The following is a 26,001-nucleotide window of genomic DNA, read 5'->3' as shown; positions in this document are numbered from 1 at the left end:
AAGTAGGCATGCAAAACAGACAGGTCTCAATCAATGAAACATTTCTTCAATCGCCGGGAAAACATCGTTACGGAAGCCCTGGACGGCCTGCTTTTAACAAGCGGCTCGGGCCGCCTCGCCCGTCTCGACACATATCCGGAGATCAAAGTGATCCTGCGCGCGGACTGGGACAAATCGAAAGTGGCCATCATTTCCGGCGGTGGTGCCGGGCATGAACCGTCGCATGCGGGCTTCGTCGGCAAGGGCATGCTGACGGCAGCAGTATCCGGCGAGATATTCGCCTCGCCAAGCGTCGACGCTGTTCTGACGGCGATCCGCGCCGTTACCGGCCCCAAGGGAACTCTGCTGATTGTGAAGAATTACACGGGCGACCGGTTGAATTTCGGTCTCGCAGCGGAAAAGGCCCGCGGCGAGGGTTTCGACGTCGAGATGGTCATCGTCGCCGACGACATCGCGATTGCGGATATCAACCAGCCGCGCGGCGTCGCCGGCACGTTGTTCATCCACAAGATCGCCGGATATTACGCCGAGGCCGGCGAGAACCTGAAGACAGTGGCCGGACACGCCGCCTCGGCGGCAGCCGACATCGTCTCTCTTGGCATGTCGCTTTCGACCTGCAGCGTCCCCGGCCAGTTGCAGGAGGAACGCCTCGGGGCCAACGAAGGCGAGCTTGGCCTTGGCATCCATGGCGAACCAGGCGCCGAGCGCATTGCGCTCCAACCGGTAGCAGACCTCGTGGCCACAATGGCCGAACGGCTTGCCGCGAAGGTTAACCATTCGGCGAGCTATGCCCTGCTCATCAACAATCTCGGCGCCGTACCGCCCCTCGAAATGGGCGTGATCGCCAATGCCGTCCTCTCGTCGTCCCTCTCACGCCGCGTCAAACTGATTATCGGGCCGGCGTCGATGATGACGGCGCTCAACATGAACGGTTTCTCGCTCTCGTTGATCCGGCTGGATGGCGCCCGCGAGGCGGCTTTGATGACTGTGGTCGAACCCCATGCCTGGGTGCCGGCAGTCGAGCATCATGAGATCAAGATCGTTGCAGCCCCTCAAACAGGCGCCAAACCGAACGGAACAGCCGCAAGCAGCGACGACGGCCAGAGCCGTCGCCTGATAACCGCGCTCTGCGAGCACCTGATCTCGCTCGAAGACGAGCTTAACCGTTTGGACGGCCGCGTCGGCGACGGCGATACCGGCTCCACGGTTGCGACCGGCGCCCGCAGTGTGCTTGCCCGCATCGACATGCTGCCACTGAAGGAGCCCGCTGCCACGCTGGCTTCGGTCGGCGATATTCTGAGCATCAGCATGGGCGGATCAAGCGGCGTGCTGCTGTCGATCTTCTTTACCGCCGCAGCCAAGGCAATGGCGGAAAAAGCTGATATCGCCGCAGCCCTCCTTGCCGGGCTCGATCGGATGACGTTCTATGGCGGAGCCGAGATCGGCGACAGGACGATGGTCGATGCGCTTGCCCCGGCACTCGCAGCCCTCGCGTCCGGCAATGTCGCGGCGGCAGCGAAGGCGGCAATGGTAGGTGCAGAGTCGACAAAGGCGATGAAGAAGGCAAAGGCCGGGCGCGCGTCCTATGTCGGCGAGAGGGATCTGGAGGGAGTGCCGGATCCTGGTGCTGTCGCGGTGGCAGGAGCATTTGAGGTCGCGGCAGCAATGGCGTGAGAAAGCGCCGCCGTTGGGAGGATATGAGGTGCAGGCAGAACCGGTGCTTGTTGCGGGATTGATCGAAGCTTGCCGCTCGGCCATCGCGGCAAATACCGATCATCTTTGCGCGCTGGATTGCGCGATCGGCGATGGAGACCACGGCATCAATATGCAACGTGGATGGGAGGCGGTAAGCGCAGAAGCGGCGGCGCTTACCGGCCTTCCCTTTCCCGATGCCGTGGAAAGGATTGGCATGACCTTGGTGATGAATGTCGGCGGTGCTGCAGGTCCTCTCTATGGCACGCTGTTGATCGAAATCGGCCGGGAGCTGCGTGCTCGGGACAGGACCGAGGATTTCCCGATCGTATTGAAAAAGGCGATTGACGCGGTTGCAAGACGCGGACGTTCCCATGCGGGCGACAAGACGTTGCTCGACGTGCTCTATCCGGTCCAGGATGCGCTTCAGAAGTGTTCGTCGTTGAACGACATCGCCCAGCAGGCCGAGTTTTCCGCCAACCTGACCGCCGCCATGAAGGCCATGCGCGGCCGCGCGTCGTATCTCGGCGATCGCTCGATCGGCCATGTGGATCCGGGTGCGTCAAGCTGCGCGCTCTTGACCACGGCCATCTGCCGCTATCTCGGGGAGAACCATCCGCAATGAGTGGAAATACCGCAAATGTCGGGATCGTGATCGTTTCCCACTCGCCGCTGATCGCTCGAGGCATTGCCGATATGGTGCGGCAGATGGTGGGCGACTGCGTGCCACTCGCCTGGTCCGGAGGCAACGTACGCGGAGAGCTCGGTACCGACGCCGGCGGCATACTGCGGGCAATCGAGGCTGCCTGGTCCGCTGCAGGTGTTGCCGTCTTCGTCGACCTCGGTGGGGCGGAAACGAACAGCGAGATGGCGATCGAGATGCTCGGCCCGCCGCGCTCGGCACGCGTTGCGATCTGCAACGCTCCATTGGTCGAAGGCGCAGTTATCGCTGCGGCGGAAGCCTCCGGTGGAGCATCGCTGGCGAAGGTCGTCGCCACAGCCGAGGAGCTTTCACCCTGATGAGCCGCGAACTGCAAATAGAAACCATAAAGGCCAAGCCATTGCATGTCAGCTGTCAGACGGACGTGGAGGTCAGGCATGGCGTGGGGCTGCACGCGCGCCCGGCCGTGACGTTCACCCGGCTTGCAAAATCGTTCCCGTGTTCGATCGAAGTTGCAGTCAACGGCAGCGATGTCTGGCTGAACGGCAAAAGCATCATCAAGATAATGGGTGCCAGAATCCGGAAAGGATCGGTTCTGCGCATAAAAGCCGACGGAATTCTGGCAGACGAAGCAATCAAGGCATTGAAGGAACTCGTCGAACGCAATTTCGATGAGGACAAGAAATATGGCCGAAACGGATAGGCTGAGAGCAACGAGCGCCTCTGCCGGGGTCGCACACGGACCGGCCTATCTGGCCGAGCTGCCGGGTGTCGCCCCTTCATCTCAACGGCAGATCGCTCCGGGCTACCAGGCGTTGATGGACGCCATCGAGACATCGATCCGCGAGCTTGAAGGCCTTGCCGGGAAATCCGATGCCGAAAGCCGGGACATCATCGATTTCCAGATTGAAGTCCTCCGAGACCCGACCATAGTGGAGACGACCGAAGCGCGCATGAATGCCGGAGAAAATTCGATCTTTGCATGGGTCGGCACGCTCGACGACTACATCGGCGAATTGGAGACAGCAGACGAGGAGCAGGTGCAGGCCCGCGCTGTCGATATCCTGGACATCAAGAACCGCGTGCTCTGCGCGTTGGCTGGAACGCCGGTTGCTGATTTCCCCGCTGGCTCGATCTTCGTCGGCAGAGACATGGAACCGAGCCGCTTTTTAGCGCATGATTGGTCGGCGGGCGGCGGCATCGCTCTCTTCAATGGCAGCGCCGCCGGCCATGTCGCGCTGCTCGCACGAGCGAAATCGATCCCGATGGTCGTCGGCGCAGGGCGTTTCGCGGTTTCGGAAGGCGACCCTATCCGGGTCGATGCGGATGCCGGCGCAGTCGTCATCCATGCCGGCGATGCCGCACGCGTTTCGCACCGAACGATTTTGACTCCCGCCGGTCAATGCCCTTGCGACAATGGCGAAATATGCACAGCCGATGACATTCGGGTCCTGCTGTCCATCAATATCAACGATGCAGCAGAGCTGGACGCGGTTGACCCGGCAACGGCAGCAGGCATTGGATTGATGCGGTCTGAATTTGCGGTTTCGTCCGTCGCGGACGCGGCAAACGAAGAAAAGCAGCTTGCCGTCTATCATCGCGTCCTGAAATGGGCGGCGGACCGGCCGGTGACGATCCGTATGCTGGATATCGGCGGAGACAAGCCGCTCACCGGGCTTGATGATCCACCAGCGGCGGCGGATCTGCGGGGCGTCCGCCTCTTGCTCGCTCGCCCGGAAATTGCCCGCGTGCAGGCACGCGCCCTGCTGCGTGCTGCAGTTTACGGCAATCTGCGCGTCATGTTGCCCATGGTGACCTTTCCGTCGGAAGTCGACGAAATGCGCAGATTATTTCATGAAGAGGCCGCGCGCCTCACCAGCCGCGGCATATCTCACCTCATTCCCCCAATCGGCATGATGGTGGAAGTACCGATAGCCGCACTGATGCTGGACACGTTTGAAACGGCTGATTTTTTCTCCTTTGGAACCAACGACCTCACGCAGTATCTCACCGCTTCCGCCCGTGATCGCGCGGGCTCGCAGATGTACTTCCACCCAGCCGCACCGGCCGTGCTGCGTTTTCTTAAAGGCGCAATGCGGCTTGCAACACAGGTAGGCAAGCCGGTCAGCATCTGCGGAAGTATCGCAAGCGATCCGCAACGGCTTCCGGGACTGCTCGCGATCGGTTTGCGGCATTTTTCCGTGGCGCCCGAACAACTTCGCGCGATAAGATCAGCAATCGTCGGATTGAGAGCCGATGGAACAAAGGCAGTCGGAGACTAAAATGGCGCGCGACGACACCGAAGACGCCATTATCGCTTACAAGTCCATCCTGGCACAGATCATCGACAACCGGCCTTCCGGAACGCGCCAGCGGCTTGCGACCGAGCTTGGAAAGCACCGCAGCTTCGTCACGCAGATCACAAGCCCGACCTACGCCACACCTCTGCCGGCCCGGCACCTGGCGACGATTTTTCGGGTTTGCCACGTTAGCGCTGCCGAGCAGGAACGTTTTCTGGACGCCTATCAAACGGCGCATCCGGGAAAACTTCCAGAGCTTGGCCATGCTGACAAGTTGCGGCAACTTTCCCTCATGGTTCCGGATTTCGGGGACGAGAGGAAGAACCGCCTCCTGGAGGAGGCCATTTCCGACCTCGTGCAGAAAATTGCCGCGCTTTCCGGAGGCGCGGATTGATGGGGGGTTCACGGGATCAGTTGAGAGCCGCAATCTATATCGCCTTGGGGAGGGCTCGATGAAGAAGTTCATGAACACGGCGGAAACCATGGTTGCCGAAAGCATGGAAGGTTTCGTCCGCGCCCATGAGGCGTTCGTCGTGTTCGGCACTGGGCGGAAATGCATTCGCCGTCGCCACCTCACGCCGGGCAAGGTCGCGCTCATCTCCGGCGGGGGCGCTGGTCACGAGCCGATGCATATCGGCTTCGTCGGCAAGGGAATGCTGGACGCTGCCTGTTTCGGGCATATTTTCACGTCACCGACGCCGGACCAGATCGCGAGCGCCATCGAGGAGGCGGACACGGGCGCCGGATGCCTGCTCATCATCAAGAACTACGACGGCGACGTCATGAATTTCGAGATGGCGATGGAAATGGCCGCTGATCGGCACAGGATCGAGACTGTCGTCGTCAGCGACGATATCGAGACGGCAAGGACCGGCGAAGGCCGTGGACGCCGCGGTGTCGCGGGCACGCTGGTCGTCGAGAAAATCGTCGGTGCAGCCGCAGAACAGGGTCTGGAACTTGGGGAGCTGAAGCGGATCGGTGACCGGTTGAATGGCCGTATCCGGACAATGGGCGTGGCGCTCGGTGGGGTCACGATGCCGCAGAACCAGCGGCCGACATTTTCATTGAACGCCGACGAAATGGAAATGGGCATCGGGATCCACGGAGAACCGGGCCATTCGAGAGAGCACTTCTCCTCAGCCGAGGCCATAATCCGCCATCTCTGCGAGACAATCTCCGCAGACATCTCCATACAGCCGGACACGAAGGCCCTGCTCTTCGTCAACGGCCTTGGCGCCACGCCGCCGGCCGAACTTTACCTTGCCTACTATGCCGCTCACCGCTTCATGGAAGAGCGGATGGTCCACATCGAACGCGCGCTGGTTGGCACCTATGTCACCTCGCTCGACATGCAGGGCCTGTCGGTCACGCTGGCGTTGCTGACCGACGAGGAGATAGCTTTGTGGGACGCACCGGTGGTAACGGCGGCGCTGCGTTGGTCGCCGTAAAGGAGGCTGCCGTATACGACCTATGCCTGCTGAAGCCGCGCGCGTGGCAGCGGCGGGAAGGCAAGCGCTATCGCCACGGCGCCGAGACCCACGACGGCTGAGCCGATGAAGAGCCAGGAATAGTTGGCGAATGTATCGAAAATCCAGCCGCCTGCGAGCGGGCCGAACGCCATGCCGATGCTTGAGAGCATGGTCACCGCGCCAAACACCGTGCCGATGATGCGCGGTCCGAAATACTCCCGGGCCAGCACCGCGTAGAGCGGCATCACGCCGCCATAGGCGCCACCGAAAATGACGGCGAGCGCATAAAACTCGCTAAGCTGGCTGACGAAGAGATAGGTCGCGATCGCAAGCGCCTGAACCATCAGCCCGGCGACCAGCACCGGTTTGACGCCAAGTCTGTCGCCGAGCACACCGAAGAGAACGCGGCCGCCCAGCCCAGCCAGGCCTTCGACGCTGTAGATGCTGACGGCAGCCATCGGGGCCACGCCGCACACCATCGCATAGCTCACCATGTGAAAGATCGGTCCCGCATGCGCCGCGCAGCAGGCGAAGAATGTCAGTCCTAGGACAAGGAGCTGCGGCGAGCGGAACGCTTGCTTGATCGACATCCCCTCACCCTCGGCGATCAGACCCGGGCTTGCATCGGCAGGGTTGGCGGGAGCCGGCGAACGGCGGATCAGCAGGGCCGCCGGCACAAGCAGCGCCCAGGCCACAATGCCGATGACGAACATGGCTGTCCGCCAGTCATAGGCCGAGATCAGCCAGCGTGCGAAAGGCGAGATCGTCATCGGCGCCACTCCCATGCCGGCGGAGACCAAGGAAACCGCAAGGCTGCGGTTCGTTTCGAACCAGGCGGTGGTGGTCGCGATCATCGGAGCGAAGAAAGCGCTGGCGGCAAGGCCGACGAGAACACCGTAAGTCAATTGAAATGCAAGCAGCGACTCCGTCTGGCTTGCCAGGACGAGAGCAAGCCCCAGGAGCCCAGCGCCGGTCAGCACGACGATGCGCGGGCCGAAACGGTCGGTTGCCGCACCCCACGCAAAGCCTCCGACGCCCATGACGAGAAAATTGAGCGTCATGGCGCTCGATATGCCGGCGCGAGACCAATGGGTCGTCGTCGCCATCGGTTCCAGGAAGATTGCCAGCGAAAACATCGCGCCAATGGCGACACAGGTCATCAATGCGCCAGCACCGACGATGACCCAACGGTAAGAAAAGCTCATGTCCATTATCTCCCATGATCTCACGTGACGCCGCGAATGGCTTCTGGCGCCGCAGCGCCTCACCGACCTAGGACGTTCGGGCAGGCCCAAGATCGACATGGGGTTGATTTTTTTGGCAAGATCCGGCGTTTTGATTCCGGCGGGTAATCGATCGCCATCGTCCCGGCGCAATACGACGGGCGCTTGAGCCCGACCGCGAGCGGGCCGCGCATGAGCCGCCATTCCCCGCCTGGTTCGACGTTCTCCTCTGCCTTAGAACCATTGGGGCGCATAGAAGGGTCGCACCTTATCTTCGTTGGAAGCAGGCAGAGGTGATAGGCGCCATCCGGCGACTCCCTTATCTGGGCCTGTCGGATAAGGAAAACGTGTCTGCGCGTCGCCAACCGATGGTCGCCAGGCAGCAGCGTCACTTCATATCCTTCCTGACCGGGGCGAACGGCGTTGGACGAAATCCTCTGCAATCGCCGCTGTCACCGTCTCCGTTGCAACAGAACGGCTCTCAGGTGAAGCCCGACGGCGCTTCATGGGCGTGGACGGCCGTGGCAAACGCCATCCCCGATCGCCGCAAGGGTCATTTGCATGGCGTCCTCGCTTTCACGTGCGTCGTGGAACGCGGCAGCCTCCGCGATCCCGACAGGATTCGTCACTTGCTTCCGTCGAACGGATCGGCCAGCGCCGCCACCGGGCGACTTATCGGATATTTGATGACGGAGACCTTCTCCGCGAACTTGACGTCGCCGTTTTCCTTGAGGAGCGCGCGGAAGCTTGAGTGCATGCCGCCATCCTGATAGGCGAGCGGCGTGAAGCTTTTGGCGGCCAGTTCCCGGTATTTCCGATCGTCGGCGGACGATTTGGCCACGACCGCCGGATCGGATGGATCGATGCGCTCCGGGCATGCCGCGAGCGGATCGCCAGGATCGCCGCCCTTGAATTCGGCATCGAAAACGTACTTCCTGCTACAGGCGGCGACCCTCGGCTCGCGTCGCCGAACTTCGAAGATGTCGTAGCCTTCCTTGAGGTTCTTCCAGAAGGCGAAATTCGGGTCATCGCGATGTGCTGCCAGGTTCTTCGGCGTCATGCGAAATGGATAGGCCTGGACCTGGAGCGCTTGCTGCCCGCCTTTCAAGGCCTTCTCGACCACGGCGTAAATTTCCCCCACTCCCTGGTCGGTCAGCGCAAAGCACCCCGACGACGAGCAGGCGCCATGTACCATCAGGGCCTCGCCGGAATAACCGAGTGCGGCCTCCAGACGGTTCGGATAGCCGAGGTTGAAGGAGAGATAGAATTGCGATTTTGGATTAAGACCTCCCATCGAGACGCGGTAGAAACCCTCGGGCGCCTGTCGGTCTCCGGTCTTCGTCTTGGGGCCAAGCTTGCCGGACCAACGGCACATCGGATAGACCTTGAGCAACGCGTATTTGCCGCTGCCGTCGACTTTCCAGACCTCCAGTTCGCTTTCCATCTTGAAGATGCGCACGAGGACTGGACTTTCCGGCTTCATGCCTTTGGCCCGCATGCTGGCCAGCAGCTTCGGCGGTACGTCGTGCGACGGCTCGCCGAGACCGTCGAGCGACTGCATGCAGCCGCTGAGGACCACCGCGACGACGGCAAGCGCCAACCCGCGTAGGTATCGCCGGCCCCGGTTTATTTGATGTTGAACATTAACAAATGTATTTAACTCACTGTTGTGGCTTATAAATATCGACATGCGGAGAGTCATGCCCTTCCTTCTTGTCTGGATTCGAGCGAACAGAAATCAGACGGAGGCAATCGGGGGGCGCTGCTCGACAGGTTCGAGAACGCCCGCAAAGGCAATGGCAGCGATAACGCCAAACGCGACGGCGTCCGGCTGCGAATAAAGGAGATCGGGAGCCTGTGCGACGATGCCGTCCTGCTGACAGTGCATTCCCGAAACAGATCGGCCGTCACCGCGATGGTGTCCATCGGAGGTCGAAGGGACACCGACGATGACCTGGTCGGCGCGAGCGCGATCGACTGGCGCGGCGATGCAGGGCGCGGCAAGCGAACCCAGCAGCATCATGGTCGCGACAAAGACGTTGATCAACAGGCGCATCGGCTCGTTCTTGCAGGGGTCATCCCTGATTCAGCGCCGTCATAATGGTGAAGTTTGCCTTTTCGGTCAACGAGAAGGCCCGAGTTTCCCATCGCAGCCTCTCGACGTCCAATGGTGGCAGGACTCAACCTGCCCAAACAAGATCCAGGACAACTGCGGTTGTTCATCCAGCCCGTCGACTATCTTTCTGTTGCCTGGCTTCTCCTCTGCGTGCCGAGTACCGCCTGGCCGCGGCATCGCGATCAACTCGCTGCTTGCCAACGCGCCAGCAGTCTTCCAATCTCTGGCCAGCTGCGGTCACAAGCCAGCCATGCACTTTTTTCAGGGTGACAGATCGGCGTTTGTCTGCGAAGAAGATCACAATGAGAGACAGGGGCGTTCGTTGCGAGACGGGCTGAGAAGTACCCTTCGAACCTGAACCGGATAATGCTGGCGGAGGGAGTCGCTCGGAGCCTTCGGTCTTATTGTGCCTGGCTCCCGGCGTCTCTCCCCGCCGGAAAGAGGCAAAATGCCGAAACAAAATTCGCCAGGAAGACTGGTCACGGCAATGCGCGCAACGCCGCCGCTCGTTCATTGCATCACCAATTATGTCGCGATGAATATCGCCGCCAATGTTCTGCTTGCCGCAGGCGCCTCGCCCGCCATGGTCCATGCCGAAGAAGAGGCCGGCGAGTTCGCCGCAATCGCCAGCGCGCTGACGATCAATATCGGCACGCTTTCGGCGAGCTGGGTGAAGGGCATGCACAATGCAGCCAGATCGGCGGCAAGAAACGGCAAGCCTTGGGTTCTCGATCCGGTCGCCCATTATGCGAGCGGTTTCCGGCGCGAAACAGTGGCTGGGCTGATCGATATCAAACCCACAATCATTCGCGGCAACGCATCGGAAATCATCGCGCTTGGCGGAGCCGAAAGCCGCGGCCAGGGCGTCGACAGCCGCGACACCGTCGAGCAGGCGGAAGAGACGGCACGCGACGTCGCTATTCAATATGGCGCTGTGGTCGCCGTCACCGGCGCGGTCGATTTCGTCACCGATGGCGCAAACGCCGTGCGCATTGTGGGCGGATCACCGCTGATGCCCCAGGTGACGGCGCTTGGTTGCGCGCTCACCTGCCTCGTCGGTGCCTTTGCCGCAATAGCGCCTGAGGAGCCTTTCGATGCCACCGTCGCGGCACTGGCGAGCTTTGCCGTCGCAGGTGAAAAGGCAGCTGTGCTCGCAGACGGCCCCGGTTCCTTTTCATGGCGCTTCCTTGACGCACTTGCTGGGCTTGACGGCACGACGCTCGATGCAGCGGCGAGGGTGACGCCGGTATGAAGCGCTTCGATCTTTCCCTCTACCTCGTTCTCGACCCGGACCTGTGTGCAGGAACCGGCATGGTCGCGACGGCGCGCGCCGCCGTTTCAGGCGGAACGACGATCGTGCAACTGCGCAATAAGCAGGCCGGTACGGCAAGCCTGATCGAGACCGGCCGTGCGCTGAAAACCGCGCTTGCCGGAACCGGCGCCCTTCTGATCGTCAACGACGACGTCGAGGCGGCTATAGCGGTCGATGCGGACGGGTTGCATATCGGTCAGGACGATCTGGCCACCCGCATCGCACGCGAACGGATCGGACCGTCGATGATCCTCGGACTTTCGGTGGAGACCGAGGAATTGGCAGCGACCGTCGATCGGGCGGTGGTCGACTATGCCGGCATCGGACCGGTCTTTGCCACATCGACGAAGCCGGATCACAAGCCTCCGATCGGCATTGATGGATTGTCAAGGCTGGCGAAGGCCTGCCCCGTACCGGCGGTCGCAATCGGCGGTCTCAAGGCAAAGCATGCAGCGGACGTTCTTGCCGCAGGCGCCAAGGGCCTTGCGGTCGTTTCCGCCATCTGCGGCACACCCGATCCGCGGCAAGCTGCCGCCGACATCACTCGCGCAATCCGAAGGGCACGGGCATGATCTGCAACGTTCTTTCCATCGCCGGGTCCGACCCTTCGGGCGGCGCGGGCATCCAGGCCGATCTGAAGACCTTCTCGGCACGCGGCACCTACGGCATGGCCGTCGTGACGGCCCTGACGGCGCAGAACACCCAGGGTGTTTCCGGCGTCCACGCCGTGCCGCCTGACTTCGTGGCCGAGCAGATCCGCATGGTGTTCGCCGACATCCGCGTCGATGCGGTAAAGATCGGCATGATCGCCAATGCGCCGATTGCCGAAGCTGTCGCTAACGCGCTTTTGCCGCATCGCCGCATCCCGATCGTGCTCGATCCGGTGATGATTGCCAAGGGAGGTGCCGCCCTCCTCGATGTTGAAGCTATCGACATTCTCAAGACCCGGCTTTTGCCGCTTGCAACGCTTCTGACGCCCAATCTGCCGGAAGCGGCCGCCCTGCTCGGAGAGCCGGCCGCAGCGAACCGCGACGCTATGGAACAGCAGGCGGAAAAACTGCGCGCACTCGGCCCCTCTGCCATTCTCGTGAAGGGCGGTCATCTTGCCGGAACGCAAAGCCCCGATGTACTTGTAAGCGAAAGCGGGATCACCTGGTTCGAAGCGCCGCGCGTTCCGACGAAGAACACGCATGGCACCGGCTGCACCCTTTCAAGCGCGCTTGCCGCCGAACTGGCAAAGGGCGTGCCGCCTGAAACCGCGGCCGCCATCGCCAAGGATTATTTAGACCAAGCCGTCGCTGCAGCCGGCACGCTCTGGGTCGGCTCGGGCCACGGGCCGGTCCAGCACTTTCATCAGCTCTGGCGGTGATCCGCGGCGCCCGTCAGGTTTTCACGGCGCCAGCCGTCAGACCGGCGATGATATGCTTCTGCGCGACGAAGAAAACGATGACCGTCGGCAGGATGGTGAGTGTGATGAAGGCGAGCACCAGCTGCCATTCGGTGCCGAACTCGCCGCGATAGACCATGATTCCGAGCGGCCACGGATATTTCGATTCCGAATTCAACATGATCAGCGGCAGGATGTAGCTGTTCCAGCTGCCGACAAAGGAGATGATGCTGACGGTCGCAACGATCGGCCGCGACAACGGCAGCGAGATATACCAGAAGAAGCGCAGATAGCCGCAGCCGTCGACAAAGGCCGCCTGGAACAATTCTTCCGGGAGATTGCGAAAATAATTCCTGAAAAGCAGGATGCTCATGCCGAGGCCGAAGGCGACCTGCGGCAGCACCACGCCCCAATAGGTATCGAGCAGGCCGAGATCGCGGATGCGGATGAAGAGCGGCAGGATCGCCGTTGCTGCCGGAAACATCAGGCCAAGCAGGAAGTAGTTCAGCAGGAACGAAGAGCCAAAGAAGCGGACATGCGCGAAGGCAAAGGCTGCCATCGATGAGACGATCAGCGTGAGGGAGACCGTCAGCGCGGCAATCACCAGCGAATTGAAGATCTGCAGCCAGTATCGCTCGCCGAAGAGAATATCGGCGTAGTTCGACCATTGCCATGCCGCAGGCAGTCCGAAAGGATTGGTGCGCAGATCGCCTAAAGTCTTGAAGCCGCCGAGCGCCGTCGTCAGCAACGGGATCAGAACCAACGCGGCAATCAGCGTCAAGGACGCATAGAGATAGACCCGCGTCTGCAGCGGCATGCGAATGGTGGAGCTCGTATCAATCATTGCGCATGAAGATCCTTTTGTAGCCGAAGGCGAGCGTCATGCAGATGATGAAAAGCACGACGCCGACGGCGCTGCCGAGACCGACCTGCATGCGCATGACGCCGTATGTGTAGAGGAAGGTCACCATCGTCTGCGTCGAGTTCGACGGCCCACCACCCGTCAGCGGCATGATCATGTCGAATAGCTGCAGCGAACCGATGACCGCGAAGAAGATGGAAAGGCGTAGCGTGGATCCAAGCAGCGGCAGCGTCACATAACGGAACTTCTGCCAGCCCGTCGCGCCATCGATTTCGGCAGCTTCGAGCACGCTTTTGTCGACCGATTGGAGGCCGGCGATGAAGAGCATCATATGGAAGCCGAAATACTTCCAAACGATAACGGCAAGCACCGCATAGATGGCGAGATCCTTGTCGGCGAGAACGTACGGCGTCGCCAAACCAAAGAAATTCGAGATTGCGGCAAAGAGCCCGTAGTCGCCGTCATAGACGAAGCGCCAGATGAGGCCGGCCGCGACGTCGGCAAGCACGTAAGGCAGAAAAAAGATCAAGCGGAAGGTAACGACGCCCGGAATGCGATGGGCCAGCATCGTTGACAGCCAGATCGCCAACGGGACCTGGATGGCGATCGATATCAGGATGATGAGGCCGTTGTTGACAAGCGCCTGCGTGAAGGCCCCATTCCGGAACAGGACCTGGAAGTTGCGGAGCGCGATAAATTCCGTTGGTGTCCCGTAGCCATTCCATTTGTAGAGGCTGTACCAGGCCGCCTCCCCCATCGGCATGATGACGAAGAGCGTAAAAAGCAGCAAAGCTGGCGGCAGAAAGAGAAGAAGGACCGCCCAGCGGTCATGCGCAACGGAACTGCGGTTCCGCGCAAGATTTTTGGCCGGTCTTGCCGTCCTAATCCCGGATGAAATGGAAATATTTGCCATCTGTCCTGCCTTCGCATTCGTCGTGTCCGATCCCGGCACCCCTGAGAGGCGCCGGGAAGGAATAGGAGCGCGCCTACTGCTCCAGTTCGAAAGCGTCCTGGATTTGCTGCGCGCCGTCCTGCGAAGTCATCTGGCCGGACACGATTTCGACGGAGACGTCGTTGACAACGCGACCGACGGCGGCGCCCAGATCCTGGTCAAAGTAGTTCTGGTGCCAGGTCGAACCCGCCAACTGTTTTGCAGATTCGGCGAGCAGCGGGTTCGTGACGCCGTCATCTGCGCCGACGGCAACTGGCAGCAGCATTGCGGCCTTGGCCATGTCGCGCTCGTTATCGGCATTGGTCAGATAGGCGAGGAAGTCGAGCGCCTCCTTGGATGCGTTCTTCGTGACCACCCAGCCGTTAAGGCCGCCCAGCGTGTCGGTGACCTTGCCTGCCCCGCCTTCCACAGCCGGGAAGGCAAAGCGGCCAATGTTTTCCGGTGCCAGGCCCTTGCCATCGCCGGCGTTTTTGCGCTGGTTCGCCTCGGTATTTTCGAAGCCGAGGATCATTGCAGCCTTGCCATCGCCGAAGACGCCGAGCGCCTGCGGCCAGGTAACGCCAAGATAGCCGGGCTGGAAGGGCTCGAGCTTGCCGAGGGCTGCAAGGTCGTCACCAGCTTTGATGATGGCCGGATCCAGGAAGCCTTCGCCCTCGCCTTTCTTGGCTGCATCGAAGACCTTCTGTCCGCCTTCACGCATCACCAGATAGCTCCAGTAGAAGTGGATAGGCCACTTCTCCCCGCCGCCACCGGCAATCGGAACAATGCCGGCATCCTTGAGCTTCTTCACGGCCTCGAGGAAATTGTCCCAGCTCTTGATGTCCTCGGCCTTTACACCCCCCTTGGCGAAGAGCTCCTTGTTATAGAAGAAGCTGACAAGGCCGACTTTGTAAGGCACAGCCCAGACCTTGCCATCGAAGGTAAGGCCATTGACCGAGGCCGGAGTATATTGGTTGCGCAGCTTGCCGCCATCGGCGTCGAGTGCGGCCGTCACATCCTGGAGCGCGCCGGTCTCGGACTGCTGCTTGAGGACGCCGCCGCCCCAGCTGTAGAAAAAATCCGGAACGTCATCGGACTGAAGAAGCGTCGGCAGCTTGGCCTTGAAGGCTTCGTTTTCCAAAAACTGCATCTGGACATCGACGTCCGCGTGCTGCTCCTCGTACTTCTTGACGATCTCTTCCCACTTCGCCACAAATTTCGGATCGAGCTCCAGATGCAGCCACTTCACCACGGTCTTTGCCGAGGCCGCCCCGGCGCCGAGCATTACGGAGATTCCCGCAGCCGCTGCCACAAATGCGATGCGCTTGCCGCGAAGGGCAATACCCTTTTGCATATATGTCATGATGTTCCTCCCAAGGGGCCAATGTCCTCACCAATTTTTCCCCTATGCGGATTAATTCACCGGAGCTTTTGCCCGATGTCAACCCAATGGTTCGAATTTTTGCCAAATCCGCTTGACAGAGACAGTAACCTGCCTGTTATTTATTCGTATCCCGTCAAAAATATTCTGGGCCGTCGGCCCTGAAGCGAAGCGATTGCCCGGCTAGTTTCCATGAAGACCGCAGATCCAGAATTGATGCGCGCGATCAATCGCTTGAACGTGCTGGACACGATCCGCCGCCACGGACCGATCGCGCGCGTGGAGATCAGCGAACGCACCGAACTTTCGACCACCACTGTATCGGCAATTACCGCCTCGCTGCTCGATGACGGGCTCATTCTGCCGCGTCACGAAGGCGACATACGCAACGAGGCGGCGCGCGGCCGTCCCCGCGTCATGCTCGAGTTAAACCCTGATGCCGCGCGCGTGGTCGGCGCGAAGATTGCCGCCAACCGGCTCGTTTTCGTCGTCACCGATTTCCGCGGTGACGTACTGTCGAAGCTCACGCTGCCGATCCGTATCGACCGGCAGCCGATCACAGTCATCGCCGATCTGGTGGAGGACGGCGTGCGCCGCTGCGTCGTCGATGCCGGCTTGTCGCTGGAAGATGTCGATACCGTCTGCCTCGGCCTTCCAGGCGTCATCGAACATCGCACCGGCCACGTTCGCAGCAGTCCCATCTTTCGCGACACGAATGTCGATTTCGCCTCCGAGATGACAGCGCGGCTTGGCACGCCGACCATCATCGAGAGCGACGCGCATGCAATCACGCTTGCCCATCATTGGTTCGGCAAGGCGCGGGATCTCGAAGATATGGTGCTGATTTCGCTAGAACAGACGCTCGGGCTCGGCGTGCTGCATGGCAATCGGCTCTTCCGCGGTGCTGGCGGCCTCAGCCACAATCTCGGCGACCTTGTGCTCGGCATGGCCCCGCAGGGAACCGTGCGGCTGTCGAGCCAGGCAGGTGAAAGCGCGATCCTTGGCGAACAGCAGGCCGATGGGCGTTTTGCAGAAGCAATCCGTCTCGGCCGCGGCATGAACCACGCCCGGGCGCTGATCAAGGCGGAGGACAATGTTCTGATCGGTGCTGCCGTCCGCGCCGGCGAGGCCGTCGGGCTGACGATCGCCAACATCGTCACCCTCTTTGCCCCGCCGCGCGTCATCCTCGTCGGTTCCAGCCTGGCGCTCGGCGAGCCGTTTTTGAACAGTCTGCGCGATGCCTATGCGCTGGCGATCCCGCCGTCGCTGAAAGACGTCACCGAACTCGTCTTCGACGACTCCACGGACGACTTCTGGGCGCAGGGTGCGGCGGCCGTTGCCCTTTACGAACTCTACGAGTCGCCCTGGAGCACGACAGGGCCGGCACTTTGAACGCTGAAGCTCAAAAATCGATTGGGAGGAATTCATGGAGAAAGTCGGCATCGGCATCATCGGATGCGGCAATATTTCGGGCGCATACCTCAAGGCCATGGCCTCGTTCCCGATCCTCGACATCCGCGGCCTCGCCGATCTCAACCAATCGCTGGCAGAGGCGAAAGCCGCCGAATTCGACCTTCCGGCAAAGAGCGTCGACGCGCTCTTTGCCGACCCGAAGGTCGAAATCATCGTCAACCTAACGGTGCCGAAGGCGCATGTGTCGGTCGGCCTGCAAGCGCTCGACGCAGGAAAACACACCTACTCGGAAAAACCCCTCGGAATTAATTTCGCGGAGGGGAAAAAACTGGCAGATGCTGCAAGATCGAAGAATCTTCGCATCGGTGCAGCACCCGATACCTTCCTCGGCGGTGGGCACCAGACGGCTAGAACCCTGATCGACCAGGGCGTGATCGGCCAGCCTGTTGGCGGCACGGCCACTTTCATGTGCCCCGGCCATGAGCGATGGCACCCGAACCCGGCCTTCTATTACGAGGTGGGCGGCGGGCCGATGCTCGATATGGGGCCCTATTACATCACAGACCTTGTCAATCTCTTCGGACCGGTGGCGCAGGTCGCGGGTTTTGCGACTGCGCCGCGCAAGGAGCGCGTCATCACCAGCGAGCCGCGCAACGGCGAGCGCATTCCCGTGCACGTGCCGACCCACGTCGCCGGCATCATGGCCTTTGCCAACGGTGCTGTCGTGCAGATCGGCATGAGTTTCGACGTTGCAGGACACAAGCATGTGCCGCTTGAACTTTATGGCACGGAGGGCACGCTGATCGTTCCCGACCCGAATCATTTCGGCGGCGAGGTCCAGTTCCTGAAAAAGGGCGGCAGCTTTGAGCCGCAGGAACTGACGGCGCCTTACGCGGACGGCAACTACCGCTCGCTCGGGGTTGCCGATCTCGCGCACGCCATCCGTTCAAGCCGGCCGCACCGCGCGAACGGCGGCCTCGCGCTCCACGTTCTTGAAGTCATGGAAGCGTTTCACACCGCCTCCGAAACGGGCCGTACGGTGACGATCACCACCGAGACGGAGCGCCCGGCGCCGCTGTCGGACTCCCTTATCGATGGACGGTTGGGCAAGTAATACTCAGGAGGAAAGAACATGCGTGAAGCACTGATCGTCTGGGGCGGCTGGAGCGGCCACGAACCGCAGGAATGCGCGGCCATCATCAAGGACATGCTCGAAGAGGATGGCTTCAAGGTCTATGTCGAGCACAGCACCGAGGCCTTCGCCGATCCGTCGGTGCATGATCTGAGCCTCGTCGTGCCGATTGTCACCATGTCGAAGATCGAGAAGGAGGAGATCAAGAATCTCGCCGCTGCGATCGAAAATGGGGTCGGCATCGCCGGCTATCACGGCGGTGCGGGCGACAGCTTCCGCGAATGCGTCGAGTATCAGTTCATCATCGGCGGCCAATGGGTCGCCCATCCCGGCAATATCATTGACTACAAGGTCAACATCACGCGGCCGGACGACCCGGTGATGGAGGGGATTGCCGATTTTCCCTACACGTCCGAGCAATATTATATGCATGTCGACCCGTCGAACGAGGTGTTGGCGACGACGACGTTCACCGGCGATCACGCCTACTGGATCGATGGCGTAGTGATGCCTGTCGTCTGGAAGCGGAGATACGGCAAGGGCCGCGTTTTCTATTCCTCGCTCGGCCATCAGGCCAAGGAATTCAGTGTGCCGCAGATGAAGTCGATCTTCCGCCGCGGCGCCAACTGGGCAGCACGCTAAACCCGCTGGATTTCAAGGCGAAGCGCTCCCGATGAAATGATCGAACAGCCCGGAACAAATGGCCGTCTTCGCCGTTGTTGCCGCGTTGATCAGCTCGAAAGGAATTTGATCATGCGCACGATGATCGCGGTGACTTCGATTGTCTTTCTCGGCATAGCCGGTCCCGTGTTGGCGCAATCCAATATGGGTACAGACTATACCGGACGCATTGACGGTACGCCTCCGCTCGGCACTTCGCCACAGAGCGCAACGACGAATGCTTTCGTCATTCCGCTTGATCCGGTCGAGACCGGCAGCGTCGATGTCATCATACCGCGCGACGCCGGCACGACCGAGATCAATCGCTGCCCGCCGCCGAAGCGTGGCGCCGCGGCCAAGACCAGCCGCTACGGCCAAGCGTGCCGGCAATAGGAAAACAGCGGCGGCAGCAGAGCCGTCACGTCAATTTATATCTCGCCGGCATGCGTTTCATGTTAGGGGAGACCAAGAATTTCCGTGAGGCTTCGCCGCAGATGCTACCTTGGATACAGCTCGATTCCACGATCATCCCCGGGGAAGGGGGAGAATTGCGCCTGAAGCAGCGCGGTAGCGAATTCTCCATCATGCTCGGGTCGAACGAGCTGATGAACAGCCGCCTCAGCGGATCCGAAGAAGCGCTGGCAACGCTTTCCTACGAGCGGATCAAAGACCACAAACGTCCGAAGGTTCTCATCGGTGGCCTCGGCATGGGCTTCACGCTGCGTGCCGCGCTCGCGGTCCTGCCGGCGGATGCCGAAGTGGTCGTCGCAGAGCTCGTTCCAGCCGTGGTTGCCTGGGCACGCGGCCCCATGGCTGAGGTTTTCAAGGGATGCCTCGGCGACCCCCGGGTCTTAATCCATCAAGGCGATGTCGGTGAAACGATCCGCTCGGCCAGAGCAAGCTTCGACGCAATCCTGCTCGACGTCGACAACGGTCCCGAGGGGCTGACCCGGAAATCCAATGACCGGCTCTATGATTTCAACGGCCTGCGCGCGTCCCGCAACGCGCTGCATCCCGGGGGCATTCTCGCGGTCTGGTCCTCAAGCCCCGATCCGAGCTTCACCCGCAGGCTGCGCGACGCCGGCTTTTCCCCTGACGCCGTCAACATACGCGCTAACGGCAAACGCGGCGGCGCGCGGCACGTCATCTGGCTCGCCGTCAAGCAACTTGCCTAACCAGTGACGGCAAACGTCCGCGCCGCGGCAATCGCACTAGCAGCGCCGGCACGCAGTTGCGTCGTATCCGCGCTCGCAACAACAAGATCGCAACCGAGCTTCAGCAAACCGCCGGCACGTTTGCCATCACTGCCGAAGGCGCAGACGAACTTCTTGTGCGCACCGCACCGCGCGACGATGTGCGACAGCTCCTTGTCGATGTCATCGGTATCCGGCGCGAGCTTTTCGCCCTTTGAAAGCGCGATCGACAGATCGGAAGGCCCAACGAAAATGCCGTCGATGCCTTCAACACCGAGGATGCCGTCAACCGCATCGAGTGCTGCCTGTGTCTCCACCATGGCGATTGTCAGCGTCAGCCGGTTGGCCGTGCGAAGATAGTCATCGCCCGAAAGCTTCATATGGTTAAGTGCCAGCGTTGGACCCCAACTGCGCTCGCCGAGCGGTGGGTACTTGGTGAACCTGACCAAAGCCTTTGCATCCGCGACCGAATTCACCATTGGCGCGATGATCCCGGTGCAGCCGGCGTCCAGCAGACGTGAAGCCGAAGCGAAATCGCCGACCGGAATGCGCGCAATCGCCGGCTTTCCGGCGGAACGGCATTGGGCAACGGCATTCGACGCCGAAGCCATGTCCCACATGCCGTGCTGCATGTCGAGAACGACGGCATCGAAGTCTTCCTGTGTCAGATGGTGAACGACCATCGGTTCGGGTATGCCGACCCAGGCGGAAACCAGGCCGCCGTGCCCGCCCGTCCTGATCCTGTCCGCAAAGCTGTCGATTGCCGATGTTTCCGTCATGCCATTCTCCGTTCACCGCTCAGGCGAGCGCGTGTTTGTTGGTCTCTTGAAATTCCTCGATGAAACTTCTCTGCAATAAAATGCCTTCCCACTCATCCCGGAAAAACGGTGAGTCGTAAATCAGCGTGAACGGCCCGGCATAAGCCGCATCGCTGCAGGCTTCCAGGCACCTGCTATAGTCGGCTGCATCCAGACCGGAGGCATTGTAATCCGCTTTCGCATGACAAAGCTCCGCGCGGCGCATGATATCGGCAAGGCCTGCATATTTTTCAGGCGCAGCCCAATTGCCGAGATCGCCGTTGAGCCCGACTCTGCCCTCCAACCCGTCCAGCAGCCAGTTCATCTGCTCAGGCGAAGGCAGAAGATCGAACCAGTTTTCGACAACGATGCGAACGCCGCTGCCCTCCGCTTCGTCGGCCAGCCACCTCAGATGCTTCAGCGCCCGGCTGAGATTTTCCTCGGTCGGCGGCTGCTTGCCGGCAATCACGCGCATGTTCTGCGCGCCGAGCGAAACCGCCCTTTCGATCCAGCCGGCCATCCATGCGGCATCGCGTTCGGCGTTATCTCGATGACTGGGATCGCCGTCTTCCAGCAGGAGCGTCTGACAGAATACGCCCGATGCCTCCATCGCACGGCCGAGGTCAGCGAGATAGCCTCTCTCAAGGCTCGGCAGATGAAAGGAGCAAACCTCGATCCGGTGAATGCCGCGCTCGGCAAGCTGCCTTGGCAGCTCGATCAGACAGGCCGCACCGGGGCCGTAGGGCTCCTTGCGCCCCGAACTTTTTTCCGGATCGGGACTGTAGGGATAAACCGCTCCAAGCAGGCGATGCAGCGACCATGTGGAAACGGCAAAACGGCCATTCGGCAAAGCCTGCGCCATCAGTCTCCTCCTCGACTATCATGCATCCTAGGCAACAAAGCCTTGATGCTTCAAACGAAATCTCCGCGAATGACGGCTTCCGCAGAAAGTGCCGCACCAAGCAGCGCCTCGTCGCGATTGGCCGGGGCCGACAATAAGAATCCGACCGGCATCCCGGCATCACCGGTGCCGCAGGGGATCGAGACGCCACACCAATCAAGGAAATTGCCGAGTGCCGTATTGCGCAGCGTTTTGGCATTCGTCGCAACGAAAAGATCGTCGTCCGTCTCCAGAGGCGCGATCGGCGGCGCCACGTGGGCGACGGACGGGAATCCAAGCAGCCTGTCGCCGATCAGCCGCTCGCTTTCAGCGATGAGCCGCGCGCGAAGGTCAAGGATCGCAATATAATCCGGCGTTGCGGTCTTCTCGCCAAGGCGCGTACGCATGACGACGCGACGATCCATATCCGCAGCCTCCGGTCCAGCCAGGCGTTCGCGATGCAGCGCGAACGCTTCGGCGGTGACCAGCGCTCCGCACCGGGCCATCGAAGCCAATATTTCGTCGAAAGCGGGCATCGCCATGCGACTGATGATGGCGCCGGCCTTCGCCAGCCGTTCTACCGCCGCATCGAAGGCAGCCGCGACACCGTGCTCCACGCCGTCGAAGACCACATTTTGGGGAATGGCAATCTCAATGCCTTTCAGCGGGCGGGCACACACCTTAGATGCGGTCAGGCCGTGCATGGCAGCATCGATCCAGACGGCATCCTTGACCGTCCGACAGAGCGGGCCAAGTGAATCCAGGCTCTTTGCAAGGGGAAAGACGCCATCCATGGTATAGCGGCCGCGCGTTGCCTTGTAGCCCGCGATGCCGTTAAGGGCTGCCGGGATACGGACCGACCCTCCGGTATCGGTTCCCATCGCGACCGGCACGAGGCCGGCAGCGACAGCCACGGCCGCCCCTGAAGAGGAGCCCCCCGGGATGCGCGGCACATCGATGCCATGGGGGTTCTGCGGCGTGCCGTAATGCGGATTGATGCCGAGACCAGAAAAGGCGAATTCGCTCATATTCGTTCGCCCCACCGAAATCATTCCGGCACGCTTCAACGCTGTAACGATCGCCGCATCGCTTGCCGTCGGCGCAGCGCTCGTCAGCACTTTCGATCCGGCCGTCGTTGCAAGGCCTTCGATATCGAAGAGATCCTTCCAGGCGATCGGAATTCCGTCGAGCGCGCCGAGCGAGCGGCCGTCGCGAATACGACGTGAAGAGGCACGCGCCTCTTCGACGGCGCGCTCCTTCAAAAGCACCGTGAAGATCGCCTTGTCCGGGTGTTTATCTATGCCCTCGAAGATCGACCGCACGATCTCGACCGGATCAGCAGCGCCGCTCTGAATGAGAACCGAGAGTTGCGCGACAGTCATCGCGCCGAATGGCTTGGTCATGGGAGAATCCGCAAAAAGCATCGTCTCCCTTGACCTATCGCGGATCGCCGCCGCGGACCAGCCTGTTTACACGGCATCCGCGATTGGTCTGATTTTCTGAACAGTGAGTTTGCAGATCGGCTCTTCAACTCTGCCCCTTGGAAGACCACATGCACCCGACGCGCAGGAACCCCACCGGCCATCTTATTTTGATCCGCCCGGTCCTGCTGTGCCGCAGGAGTAATAAAAATGACGCATCACGATATTTTGAACCCGAGCCGCGATGATATGGTGGCGCACCACGCAAAGCATGACGAGGCCGCCGGCGAAGGTGAGCTGGGTTATGTGCAACATCTCAACGCGCAGAAGCTCACTTTGGGTGAACGGATGCTTGTCGTCGGCGCCTTGGTCCTTCTCGGCGTTGCCGGGTTGACCGCGCATCTCAGTTCTTCTGTATCGCCTGAGGTGACCGGTGCTATTGCTGCGCCTCAACCTGTTACGTCGCCTCACAACAGCTTGGACCATTGCCGCGAATACAGTCCATACGCTGAAAAGAGCTGCTGACCGGATCGACCTTGCTTGCTGGGCGTGGAAATCTGCCACCTTCAATGCGTTAAGGACAGGAAGGAAAAGAAGCCATGGCAGGTGAGATCGATTACAATCTCGAGCGCTTCATCAATGCACAGAACGGCATTTATGATCAGGCGCTGGAAGAACTGAGGTCAGGCCGGAAGCGTTCGCATTGGATGTGGTTCATTTTCCCGCAGATCGCCGGGCTTGGCTCATCGGCGATGGCTGAGAGATATGCAATCCGCTCCGCCGAGGAGGCTGCCGCCTATGTGGCAGATCCCATTCTGGGTTCCCGGCTCATTCGCTGCGTCCAAGCGATCCTCTCGGTCAAAGACCGCACGGCGCACGACATTCTCGGGTCCCCGGACGATCTCAAGCTTCGCTCTTCACTGACGCTTTTTGCAGCCGTGAGCGACCAACGCTCACCGTTTCATGAAGCAATCGATCGTTTCTATGGCGGAGAATTCGACGAGCGGACGATCGAAATCCTCAATGCCGCGGCTTAGCTGCCGGGAGAGCGTTCCAGCGCTGCAATCTCTTCGGAGATTTCATTGAGGCGCTCGCGCAGGTCGGATTGCGTGCCGTCCTCGAGTTCTTCCTCGCCAAAACAATTGCGCGCATCATGTAGCTCGAGCTTGGCTTCCAGCTCAGCGCGCTTGGCATACAGACGATGGAGATAGGTGTAGTTCATATCTTTACCACCTCCGATATTGCCTTCCCCATCAAGTGGGAAAACGAACTCGAAAATGGAAGGTTCCGATACAGCCGTTAGGTTAGCAGAGTGATGCAATTGCCGCTTTGCAGGCTTTTGAAAAGTGGCTGCAGCAACCGTCGCTGCCCATCGCCTGCCGGGTAACGCGGGCGCCTTCCAAAAGAAGTGTCAAAGTATCGGCAAGAAGCTGGGGCTCGCGAGCCCCAGCGGAGGAACAGAGTTTTTCAAGGCGCTGACGCTGCTCGGCCTTGTGGCGTTCGATCACCTCCTGGGCGGGGTGTCCCTCGCCCTTCAGTTCAATTGCCGCATTGGCAAGATCGCAACCGGCCGGCTCGCCATTCAGACACTCGGCCCGCGCCTGAACCCATGCGTCGAGCTGCGCCCGTGGGTTGCCCGGATGCGCCGCCTCGAGATCACGCCAGATCGCTTCGGCCTTTTCCGAGGCGCGGCGCAGCGTCTCACAGACGAGCTCGTCCTTCGAGCCGAAATGCCGGTAGAGCGTCATCTTGTTGGTGAGCGCCGCATCGGCAATCGCATCAACGCCGATGCCGCGGATGCCATGCTCGCGGAACAATTCCGAAGCCGTCGAGACGATACGCTCCCTCGGCGGGATTTTCACGTCTGTCAGCACGTGGGAGATTTCATGCGAAGTTTGGGAGTTTTTTACGGACGAAGTCCTTGACATCGATGTGACCGATCGGTAACAAATGCATTGTTACTTACCGGTAACACCGCTGATCGTACAAGTCAATGCCGAGAGGGCTGGCGGCATCAGCGGAACACGGGCGACTGCCCACGAAAGGAGGACGAACCATGAGAAAGACCAGTGACCTCACGATATCCGAAGCCCTTCGCGACCCGCTGATCGCCATGGTGATGCGCGCCGATGGCGTGAAGCTTGACGATTTCAGGCAACTCCTGGAGACGGCAGCCGGCAAACGTGAGAAGAATACCGCCAAAGTCGGCGGCTTCATCAACGCGATCGCCAATCGCGCCGGCGTGAACCCGACGACGGTTTCCTGCTTCTGCTGACTTCCCGGGGACTATACCCTGCCCCGTGCGAGAGCTGCCGCCTCCCCCCAACGGCGGCTTTCGCTGTTTTTACGCCACAATCGGCGCAGCACGTCATTACAGCCAGGCACATTTTCGCATAATATGACTACCTAGATAGTCATAAGGAATCGATGATGACCCAGGTCAACTTGGCGGATGTGAAGGCACATCTGAGCGAACTGGTCCAGCGCGTCGAGGCGGGCGAGACCGTGCAGATTTTGAAACGCGGCAAACCGGTCGCGGAGATCGTCCCGATCCGAAAGCCAAAGAAGCCGATTGACATAGAGCAATTGAAGGCCTTAACGGCCTCCATGAGTCAATCGGCAGAGCCGGTCGATTCGGATGCATTCATACGAACGCTTCGCGATAACGCGCGTTATTGATGTTCTACGTCGATACCTCTGTTCTTATAACAGTATTTTCCCCGGAGACGCAGACGACGCGCGTCCTCGAATGGCTGAGCCGAAACCGTGACGCATCGATATCCATAAGTGATTGGACCATCACAGAATTTTCCTCTGCAATGAGTTTGAAAATCAGAAATTCGATGCTGATCCAAGACGACCGCAACCAAGCGCTCAAGGTCTTCAAGGAATTTCGCGAGAGTATATTCGAATGCCTGGAAGTTCCAAGAGGCTGCTTCATCGAAGCCGCCCGTCTTTCCGACCGTCATGACACTAGCCTGCGCTCGGGCGACGCGTTGCATATGGCCGTCGCCCACCATTATGGACTAACTCTGCTCACCCGCGACAAAGGGCTTGCAAAGGCTGCCGCAGTCATTGGTGCTCAGCATCAATGGTGAGTTCAACTGATCGCTGCAACACACTCTGCAAACCTCTCCGCGGGCGTCTGATAAAGCAAGGTCTTTCTTGGAC

At 60.6% G+C, this 26,001-nt stretch carries 31 protein-coding genes, 1 pseudogene and 1 riboswitch; of the genes and pseudogenes, 20 read left to right on the top strand and 12 right to left on the bottom strand.

Annotated elements, in window-relative coordinates:
• The first annotated feature begins 33 nt into the window (after positions 1 to 33).
• From BN1800_RS28215 to dhaK, 7 genes are read left to right on the top strand one after another with little or no spacing between them, the layout of a single operon-like run.
• The gene (locus BN1800_RS28215) at positions 34 to 1,674 is read left to right on the top strand and encodes a dihydroxyacetone kinase subunit DhaK (protein WP_087002167.1); all 1,641 of its coding nucleotides are present in this window, start codon (positions 34 to 36) and stop codon (positions 1,672 to 1,674) included.
• A 28-nt stretch (positions 1,675 to 1,702) separates the two neighbouring features.
• Complete coding sequence (gene dhaL / locus BN1800_RS28210) at positions 1,703 to 2,317, top strand: dihydroxyacetone kinase subunit DhaL (RefSeq protein WP_027510924.1); 615 nt, start codon at positions 1,703 to 1,705, stop codon at positions 2,315 to 2,317.
• Positions 2,314 to 2,712, top strand: a complete 399-nt coding sequence (gene dhaM / locus BN1800_RS28205) for a dihydroxyacetone kinase phosphoryl donor subunit DhaM (protein ID WP_027510925.1) — start codon at positions 2,314 to 2,316, stop codon at positions 2,710 to 2,712. Before dhaL ends, dhaM begins: the two co-directional genes overlap by 4 nt.
• Positions 2,712 to 3,056 (top strand): HPr family phosphocarrier protein, encoded by a 345-nt coding sequence (locus BN1800_RS28200; protein WP_027510926.1) that lies wholly within the window; start codon positions 2,712 to 2,714, stop codon positions 3,054 to 3,056. The genes dhaM and BN1800_RS28200 overlap by 1 nt, the downstream gene beginning before the upstream one ends.
• Positions 3,040 to 4,635, top strand: coding sequence for a putative PEP-binding protein (locus tag BN1800_RS28195; protein ID WP_087002165.1), 1,596 nt, complete (start codon positions 3,040 to 3,042; stop codon positions 4,633 to 4,635). Before BN1800_RS28200 ends, BN1800_RS28195 begins: the two co-directional genes overlap by 17 nt.
• A 1-nt stretch (position 4,636) precedes the next feature.
• Entirely contained in the window at positions 4,637 to 5,047 is a 411-nt protein-coding gene (locus tag BN1800_RS28190; RefSeq protein WP_027510928.1) for a hypothetical protein, read from the top strand.
• Positions 5,048 to 5,105: 58 nt separating this feature from the next.
• A complete protein-coding gene (gene dhaK / locus BN1800_RS28185) occupies positions 5,106 to 6,101 on the top strand; it encodes a dihydroxyacetone kinase subunit DhaK (RefSeq protein ID WP_027510929.1) in 996 nt (331 codons plus the stop codon).
• Between the two features lie 20 nt (positions 6,102 to 6,121).
• Here the strand turns inward: dhaK and BN1800_RS28180 are convergent, their stop codons facing one another.
• From BN1800_RS28180 to BN1800_RS28165, 4 genes and pseudogenes are all read right to left on the bottom strand, one after another.
• The gene (locus BN1800_RS28180; RefSeq protein WP_027510930.1) at positions 6,122 to 7,327 is read right to left on the bottom strand and encodes an MFS transporter; all 1,206 of its coding nucleotides are present in this window, start codon (positions 7,325 to 7,327) and stop codon (positions 6,122 to 6,124) included.
• Between the two features lie 252 nt (positions 7,328 to 7,579).
• Positions 7,580 to 7,880 (bottom strand): annotated as a pseudogene (locus tag BN1800_RS43670) (hypothetical protein).
• Positions 7,881 to 7,970: 90 nt separating this feature from the next.
• The gene (locus BN1800_RS28170) at positions 7,971 to 8,906 is read right to left on the bottom strand and encodes a L,D-transpeptidase family protein (protein ID WP_244564683.1); all 936 of its coding nucleotides are present in this window, start codon (positions 8,904 to 8,906) and stop codon (positions 7,971 to 7,973) included.
• Between the two features lie 177 nt (positions 8,907 to 9,083).
• A complete protein-coding gene (locus BN1800_RS28165) occupies positions 9,084 to 9,401 on the bottom strand; it encodes a hypothetical protein (protein WP_087002161.1) in 318 nt (105 codons plus the stop codon).
• A gap of 361 nt (positions 9,402 to 9,762) precedes the next feature.
• A riboswitch (TPP riboswitch) is annotated at positions 9,763 to 9,859 on the top strand.
• Between the two features lie 50 nt (positions 9,860 to 9,909).
• Between BN1800_RS28165 and thiM the strand changes: the two genes are divergently transcribed.
• From thiM to thiD, 3 genes are read left to right on the top strand one after another with little or no spacing between them, the layout of a single operon-like run.
• Positions 9,910 to 10,713 (top strand): hydroxyethylthiazole kinase, encoded by an 804-nt coding sequence (gene thiM, locus BN1800_RS28160; RefSeq protein ID WP_087002159.1) that lies wholly within the window; start codon positions 9,910 to 9,912, stop codon positions 10,711 to 10,713.
• Positions 10,710 to 11,345, top strand: coding sequence for a thiamine phosphate synthase (thiE, locus tag BN1800_RS28155; protein ID WP_027510934.1), 636 nt, complete (start codon positions 10,710 to 10,712; stop codon positions 11,343 to 11,345). Before thiM ends, thiE begins: the two co-directional genes overlap by 4 nt.
• Positions 11,342 to 12,142, top strand: a complete 801-nt coding sequence (thiD, locus tag BN1800_RS28150) for a bifunctional hydroxymethylpyrimidine kinase/phosphomethylpyrimidine kinase (RefSeq protein ID WP_087002157.1) — start codon at positions 11,342 to 11,344, stop codon at positions 12,140 to 12,142. Before thiE ends, thiD begins: the two co-directional genes overlap by 4 nt.
• A 13-nt stretch (positions 12,143 to 12,155) precedes the next feature.
• On the opposite strand, the gene BN1800_RS28145 is transcribed toward thiD, so the two are convergent.
• The 3 genes from BN1800_RS28145 to BN1800_RS28135 all read right to left on the bottom strand — a co-directional run bounded on the left by BN1800_RS28145 (position 12,156) and on the right by BN1800_RS28135 (position 15,316).
• Positions 12,156 to 13,004 (bottom strand): carbohydrate ABC transporter permease, encoded by an 849-nt coding sequence (locus BN1800_RS28145; protein WP_087002155.1) that lies wholly within the window; start codon positions 13,002 to 13,004, stop codon positions 12,156 to 12,158.
• A complete protein-coding gene (locus BN1800_RS28140; protein WP_027510937.1) occupies positions 12,997 to 13,935 on the bottom strand; it encodes a carbohydrate ABC transporter permease in 939 nt (312 codons plus the stop codon). Before BN1800_RS28140 ends, BN1800_RS28145 begins: the two co-directional genes overlap by 8 nt.
• Positions 13,936 to 14,008: 73 nt before the next feature.
• Positions 14,009 to 15,316, bottom strand: a complete 1,308-nt coding sequence (locus BN1800_RS28135; protein WP_027510938.1) for an ABC transporter substrate-binding protein — start codon at positions 15,314 to 15,316, stop codon at positions 14,009 to 14,011.
• Positions 15,317 to 15,526: 210 nt separating this feature from the next.
• Between BN1800_RS28135 and BN1800_RS28130 the strand changes: the two genes are divergently transcribed.
• From BN1800_RS28130 to BN1800_RS28110, 5 genes are all read left to right on the top strand, one after another.
• Positions 15,527 to 16,726 (top strand): ROK family transcriptional regulator, encoded by a 1,200-nt coding sequence (locus BN1800_RS28130; RefSeq protein ID WP_087002153.1) that lies wholly within the window; start codon positions 15,527 to 15,529, stop codon positions 16,724 to 16,726.
• Positions 16,727 to 16,760: 34 nt separating this feature from the next.
• A complete protein-coding gene (locus BN1800_RS28125; RefSeq protein WP_087002151.1) occupies positions 16,761 to 17,861 on the top strand; it encodes a Gfo/Idh/MocA family protein in 1,101 nt (366 codons plus the stop codon).
• 18 nt (positions 17,862 to 17,879) lie between these two features.
• A complete protein-coding gene (locus tag BN1800_RS28120; RefSeq protein WP_087002149.1) occupies positions 17,880 to 18,521 on the top strand; it encodes a ThuA domain-containing protein in 642 nt (213 codons plus the stop codon).
• Positions 18,522 to 18,632: 111 nt separating this feature from the next.
• Positions 18,633 to 18,932, top strand: a complete 300-nt coding sequence (locus BN1800_RS28115) for a hypothetical protein (RefSeq protein WP_087002201.1) — start codon at positions 18,633 to 18,635, stop codon at positions 18,930 to 18,932.
• A 101-nt stretch (positions 18,933 to 19,033) separates the two neighbouring features.
• Positions 19,034 to 19,714: a spermidine synthase gene (locus BN1800_RS28110; protein ID WP_087002199.1), complete on the top strand. Its 681-nt coding sequence runs from the start codon at positions 19,034 to 19,036 to the stop codon at positions 19,712 to 19,714.
• Here the strand turns inward: BN1800_RS28110 and BN1800_RS28105 are convergent.
• The 3 genes from BN1800_RS28105 to BN1800_RS28095 are packed head-to-tail and all read right to left on the bottom strand — an operon-like array spanning position 19,711 to position 22,812.
• The gene (locus BN1800_RS28105; RefSeq protein WP_087002147.1) at positions 19,711 to 20,511 is read right to left on the bottom strand and encodes an HpcH/HpaI aldolase family protein; all 801 of its coding nucleotides are present in this window, start codon (positions 20,509 to 20,511) and stop codon (positions 19,711 to 19,713) included. The two genes, BN1800_RS28110 and BN1800_RS28105, sit on opposite strands and share 4 nt — an antisense overlap.
• A 19-nt stretch (positions 20,512 to 20,530) precedes the next feature.
• Positions 20,531 to 21,391 carry a sugar phosphate isomerase/epimerase family protein gene (locus BN1800_RS28100; protein WP_087002145.1) on the bottom strand — a complete coding sequence of 287 codons (861 nt, stop codon included), beginning with the start codon at positions 21,389 to 21,391 and terminating at the stop codon, positions 20,531 to 20,533.
• 50 nt (positions 21,392 to 21,441) lie between these two features.
• Positions 21,442 to 22,812: an amidase gene (locus BN1800_RS28095; RefSeq protein WP_087002197.1), complete on the bottom strand. Its 1,371-nt coding sequence runs from the start codon at positions 22,810 to 22,812 to the stop codon at positions 21,442 to 21,444.
• A gap of 228 nt (positions 22,813 to 23,040) precedes the next feature.
• On the opposite strand from BN1800_RS28095, the gene BN1800_RS28090 reads away from it, so the two are divergent.
• Positions 23,041 to 23,355, top strand: a complete 315-nt coding sequence (locus BN1800_RS28090) for a hypothetical protein (protein ID WP_244564680.1) — start codon at positions 23,041 to 23,043, stop codon at positions 23,353 to 23,355.
• A gap of 74 nt (positions 23,356 to 23,429) precedes the next feature.
• Positions 23,430 to 23,867 carry a DUF1810 domain-containing protein gene (locus tag BN1800_RS28085; protein WP_087002143.1) on the top strand — a complete coding sequence of 146 codons (438 nt, stop codon included), beginning with the start codon at positions 23,430 to 23,432 and terminating at the stop codon, positions 23,865 to 23,867.
• On the opposite strand, the gene BN1800_RS28080 is transcribed toward BN1800_RS28085, so the two are convergent.
• Positions 23,864 to 24,052 carry a hypothetical protein gene (locus BN1800_RS28080; protein ID WP_027510948.1) on the bottom strand — a complete coding sequence of 63 codons (189 nt, stop codon included), beginning with the start codon at positions 24,050 to 24,052 and terminating at the stop codon, positions 23,864 to 23,866. The two genes, BN1800_RS28085 and BN1800_RS28080, sit on opposite strands and share 4 nt — an antisense overlap.
• A gap of 82 nt (positions 24,053 to 24,134) precedes the next feature.
• Positions 24,135 to 24,758, bottom strand: a complete 624-nt coding sequence (locus BN1800_RS28075; protein ID WP_087002141.1) for a TetR/AcrR family transcriptional regulator — start codon at positions 24,756 to 24,758, stop codon at positions 24,135 to 24,137.
• 128 nt (positions 24,759 to 24,886) lie between these two features.
• On the opposite strand from BN1800_RS28075, the gene BN1800_RS28070 reads away from it, so the two are divergent.
• The 3 genes from BN1800_RS28070 (at position 24,887) to BN1800_RS28060 (ending at position 25,928) form a co-directional block, all read left to right on the top strand.
• Complete coding sequence (locus BN1800_RS28070) at positions 24,887 to 25,105, top strand: hypothetical protein (protein ID WP_027510950.1); 219 nt, start codon at positions 24,887 to 24,889, stop codon at positions 25,103 to 25,105.
• A gap of 155 nt (positions 25,106 to 25,260) precedes the next feature.
• Positions 25,261 to 25,509 (top strand): type II toxin-antitoxin system Phd/YefM family antitoxin, encoded by a 249-nt coding sequence (locus BN1800_RS28065; protein WP_087002193.1) that lies wholly within the window; start codon positions 25,261 to 25,263, stop codon positions 25,507 to 25,509.
• Positions 25,509 to 25,928 (top strand): type II toxin-antitoxin system VapC family toxin, encoded by a 420-nt coding sequence (locus BN1800_RS28060; protein WP_087002139.1) that lies wholly within the window; start codon positions 25,509 to 25,511, stop codon positions 25,926 to 25,928. The genes BN1800_RS28065 and BN1800_RS28060 overlap by 1 nt, the downstream gene beginning before the upstream one ends.
• The last annotated feature ends 73 nt before the right edge of the window (positions 25,929 to 26,001 follow it).

Source organism: Rhizobium sullae (genome assembly GCF_900169785.1).
GTDB lineage: Bacteria > Pseudomonadota > Alphaproteobacteria > Rhizobiales > Rhizobiaceae > Rhizobium > Rhizobium sullae.
Note: the sequence above shows the minus strand (reverse complement) of the source record. Positions and strands in the feature narration are given on the sequence as shown.

Excerpts from the sequence above, each read along its gene's own strand:
- BN1800_RS28215 (WP_087002167.1), top strand. The coding sequence starts at position 34 with ATGAAACATTTCTTCAATCGCCGGGAAAACATCGTTACGGAAGCCCTG.
- dhaM (WP_027510925.1), top strand. The coding sequence starts at position 2,314 with ATGAGTGGAAATACCGCAAATGTCGGGATCGTGATCGTTTCCCACTCG.
- BN1800_RS28200 (WP_027510926.1), top strand. The coding sequence starts at position 2,712 with ATGAGCCGCGAACTGCAAATAGAAACCATAAAGGCCAAGCCATTGCAT.
- BN1800_RS28195 (WP_087002165.1), top strand. The coding sequence starts at position 3,040 with ATGGCCGAAACGGATAGGCTGAGAGCAACGAGCGCCTCTGCCGGGGTC.
- BN1800_RS28190 (WP_027510928.1), top strand. The coding sequence starts at position 4,637 with ATGGCGCGCGACGACACCGAAGACGCCATTATCGCTTACAAGTCCATC.
- dhaK (WP_027510929.1), top strand. The coding sequence starts at position 5,106 with ATGAAGAAGTTCATGAACACGGCGGAAACCATGGTTGCCGAAAGCATG.
- BN1800_RS28180 (WP_027510930.1), bottom strand. The coding sequence starts at position 7,327 with ATGAGCTTTTCTTACCGTTGGGTCATCGTCGGTGCTGGCGCATTGATG.
- BN1800_RS28170 (WP_244564683.1), bottom strand. The coding sequence starts at position 8,906 with ATGCAGTCGCTCGACGGTCTCGGCGAGCCGTCGCACGACGTACCGCCG.
- BN1800_RS28165 (WP_087002161.1), bottom strand. The coding sequence starts at position 9,401 with ATGCGCCTGTTGATCAACGTCTTTGTCGCGACCATGATGCTGCTGGGT.
- thiM (WP_087002159.1), top strand. The coding sequence starts at position 9,910 with ATGCCGAAACAAAATTCGCCAGGAAGACTGGTCACGGCAATGCGCGCA.
- thiE (WP_027510934.1), top strand. The coding sequence starts at position 10,710 with ATGAAGCGCTTCGATCTTTCCCTCTACCTCGTTCTCGACCCGGACCTG.
- thiD (WP_087002157.1), top strand. The coding sequence starts at position 11,342 with ATGATCTGCAACGTTCTTTCCATCGCCGGGTCCGACCCTTCGGGCGGC.
- BN1800_RS28145 (WP_087002155.1), bottom strand. The coding sequence starts at position 13,004 with ATGATTGATACGAGCTCCACCATTCGCATGCCGCTGCAGACGCGGGTC.
- BN1800_RS28140 (WP_027510937.1), bottom strand. The coding sequence starts at position 13,935 with ATGGCAAATATTTCCATTTCATCCGGGATTAGGACGGCAAGACCGGCC.
- BN1800_RS28135 (WP_027510938.1), bottom strand. The coding sequence starts at position 15,316 with ATGACATATATGCAAAAGGGTATTGCCCTTCGCGGCAAGCGCATCGCA.
- BN1800_RS28130 (WP_087002153.1), top strand. The coding sequence starts at position 15,527 with ATGAAGACCGCAGATCCAGAATTGATGCGCGCGATCAATCGCTTGAAC.
- BN1800_RS28125 (WP_087002151.1), top strand. The coding sequence starts at position 16,761 with ATGGAGAAAGTCGGCATCGGCATCATCGGATGCGGCAATATTTCGGGC.
- BN1800_RS28120 (WP_087002149.1), top strand. The coding sequence starts at position 17,880 with ATGCGTGAAGCACTGATCGTCTGGGGCGGCTGGAGCGGCCACGAACCG.
- BN1800_RS28115 (WP_087002201.1), top strand. The coding sequence starts at position 18,633 with ATGCGCACGATGATCGCGGTGACTTCGATTGTCTTTCTCGGCATAGCC.
- BN1800_RS28110 (WP_087002199.1), top strand. The coding sequence starts at position 19,034 with ATGCTACCTTGGATACAGCTCGATTCCACGATCATCCCCGGGGAAGGG.
- BN1800_RS28105 (WP_087002147.1), bottom strand. The coding sequence starts at position 20,511 with ATGACGGAAACATCGGCAATCGACAGCTTTGCGGACAGGATCAGGACG.
- BN1800_RS28100 (WP_087002145.1), bottom strand. The coding sequence starts at position 21,391 with ATGGCGCAGGCTTTGCCGAATGGCCGTTTTGCCGTTTCCACATGGTCG.
- BN1800_RS28095 (WP_087002197.1), bottom strand. The coding sequence starts at position 22,812 with ATGACCAAGCCATTCGGCGCGATGACTGTCGCGCAACTCTCGGTTCTC.
- BN1800_RS28090 (WP_244564680.1), top strand. The coding sequence starts at position 23,041 with ATGACGCATCACGATATTTTGAACCCGAGCCGCGATGATATGGTGGCG.
- BN1800_RS28085 (WP_087002143.1), top strand. The coding sequence starts at position 23,430 with ATGGCAGGTGAGATCGATTACAATCTCGAGCGCTTCATCAATGCACAG.
- BN1800_RS28080 (WP_027510948.1), bottom strand. The coding sequence starts at position 24,052 with ATGAACTACACCTATCTCCATCGTCTGTATGCCAAGCGCGCTGAGCTG.
- BN1800_RS28075 (WP_087002141.1), bottom strand. The coding sequence starts at position 24,758 with ATGTCAAGGACTTCGTCCGTAAAAAACTCCCAAACTTCGCATGAAATC.
- BN1800_RS28070 (WP_027510950.1), top strand. The coding sequence starts at position 24,887 with ATGAGAAAGACCAGTGACCTCACGATATCCGAAGCCCTTCGCGACCCG.
- BN1800_RS28065 (WP_087002193.1), top strand. The coding sequence starts at position 25,261 with ATGACCCAGGTCAACTTGGCGGATGTGAAGGCACATCTGAGCGAACTG.
- BN1800_RS28060 (WP_087002139.1), top strand. The coding sequence starts at position 25,509 with ATGTTCTACGTCGATACCTCTGTTCTTATAACAGTATTTTCCCCGGAG.